The following is a 1,803-nucleotide window of genomic DNA, read 5'->3' as shown; positions in this document are numbered from 1 at the left end:
TTCGATGCCCTTCATCATCTCCGGCACAAAGTTCTTGGGGTCATTCATCAACTTTTTCATCTTGCGGTCTCCTTGCACGGTTTATGGGGGTTATGGGGCTGTGATCGCTTGCCAGTTTTTAGCGATCGTTTCGGCCATCACAGCGATGGCGATAGAACCAGCGTCATAGGTGTTGCAACTGCGCTCGCCGGTGTAGGCGGCGCGGCCTCGTTTGGCGATCCACGGTTTGATGACTTCAGTCTGTTCGCGCGCCTTGACGGCCGCGGCATCCAGCGCCTCCTGGACAGCGCCCCCGTTTTTCAACACGCACTCCAGCTCATCGACGGCCGGAATGAATGCATCGAGCAGGGTCTTATCGCCCAGGTCCGATTGACCCCGTTTCTTCATGCCCTCCTCGGCGGCGCGCAGCATGGCGATCACGTCGTTGGCGGTCAGGTCGCTCTTGTCCCCGGCGGCGAACCCGGCGCGCATGAAGCCCGTGCCCCAGATCGCCCCGGAGACGCCGCCCACGCGGCTGGTGATGATCATGGAGACTTTCTTCAGGAAGACGCCGGGCGACGTGCGGTCGAGCGTGTCCCACTCGTCCATCAATTTGCGAAAGCCGTTCGCCAGGGAGAGACCGAAATCGCCGTCGCCCACCACGCCGTCCAGTTCGGCGAAATAAAACTCATTCTCCAGGGCGACATCGGAGATGGTGCGCACGACGCGCTCCGTGACAGCGAGACTAGAATCCGTCATAGTGCCTCCTTGTATGTTTGAATGAACCATCCTGTCAGTCTTTGGCGGCGAGCACCGCTTCCAGGTCTGGCACGGTGATGAAGCCGCGCGGCGCAACGCCGGCGCGGTCGGCCAGCACCCGGATCGGCTCGCCGTCCGGGTCGCCCAGGCCGGTGACCACCAGAGCGGCCTCATCGAACGCCTCGTCGCGGGTGAGGTCGTTGACGGTGACGATGCAGGCCAGGCCGGCGGCGGTGGCCGCCAGCAGGCCGTTGCGCGAGTCCTCGACGACGACACACTCGGCCGGGTCCAGATGGAGCTTGTCGATAGCCAGGAGATAGATGGCGGGGTCGGGCTTCTTGGCCTTGGCCATGTCCCCGGCGAAGACGCCGGCGAACCTGGCGGCCGTCTCCGCGCCCATGACGTGGTCGAGCACGGCCTGAACGGAGGACAGGGAAGAGGTGGAACAGACGGCCAGCTGCCAGCCCGCGGCATAGGCTTCCTCGGCCAGCCGCTTGACGCCAGAACGCCCTGGCAAAGCCCCGCCGGCGATCAGCTCCTTGTAGATCTCCGACTTGCGCTTGTGCCAGCCGGCCACGACGTTCCACCACTCGTCCTCGGCGTCGGGCACGGCGTAGACGGCGCGGAAGTCGTCGTCCCGCCCCAGGCTGGCCATGCGCTCCTTGCCGCCGCCGATCTTGACCTTCTCGGCGTACTGCGCCAGGCTCCACTGCCAGTCAACGCCCTGCTCGCGCCACATCTGGTTGAACGCCGCCAGGTGGCCGTCGCGCTCGGTATCGGCGAGAACGCCGTCGCAATCGAAGATGAGCGTCCTGGTCATGCCTGGCCCTCGCTGCCGAACAGCCGGAAGTAGTGCTGCGCCATGGCGATCACGTCGTCGCGCACGGCGCTGATGAGCTTGATGGGGTTGTATTCGTGCGGCTTGGCCGTCAGGTAGTTGCGGAAGCCGTCGGCATAGGTCTTCTTCAGGTCAGTGGAGATGTTGACCTTGGCCGCGCCCAGGGCGATCAGCCGGTGGAAGACATCGTCAGTCAGGCCGCTGCCGCCGTGCAAGACCATCGGCAT

The 1,803-nt window shown here is 64.5% G+C and carries 3 protein-coding genes; all 3 read right to left on the bottom strand.

Annotated features, from left to right (window positions below):
• Positions 1–90: 90 nt before the first annotated feature.
• Positions 91–738: a dihydroxyacetone kinase subunit DhaL gene (dhaL, locus tag ACE3UY_RS23105; RefSeq protein ID WP_374689820.1), complete on the bottom strand. Its 648-nt coding sequence runs from the start codon at positions 736–738 to the stop codon at positions 91–93.
• A gap of 34 nt (positions 739–772) precedes the next feature.
• Positions 773–1,558, bottom strand: coding sequence for an HAD-IA family hydrolase (locus ACE3UY_RS23100; RefSeq protein WP_374689819.1), 786 nt, complete (start codon positions 1,556–1,558; stop codon positions 773–775).
• Positions 1,555–1,803, bottom strand: a 249-nt coding sequence (locus ACE3UY_RS23095) for a class II fructose-bisphosphate aldolase (RefSeq protein ID WP_374689818.1), incomplete at its 5' end; no start/stop codon positions are given. The genes ACE3UY_RS23095 and ACE3UY_RS23100, both read right to left, overlap by 4 nt.

This window comes from Promineifilum sp. (SeqCode) (assembly GCF_041918635.1).
Lineage (GTDB): Bacteria > Chloroflexota > Anaerolineae > Promineifilales > Promineifilaceae > Promineifilum.
This window is presented reverse-complemented; position numbering and strand designations above follow the sequence as displayed.

Excerpts from the sequence above, each read along its gene's own strand:
- dhaL (WP_374689820.1), bottom strand. The coding sequence starts at position 738 with ATGACGGATTCTAGTCTCGCTGTCACGGAGCGCGTCGTGCGCACCATC.
- ACE3UY_RS23100 (WP_374689819.1), bottom strand. The coding sequence starts at position 1,558 with ATGACCAGGACGCTCATCTTCGATTGCGACGGCGTTCTCGCCGATACC.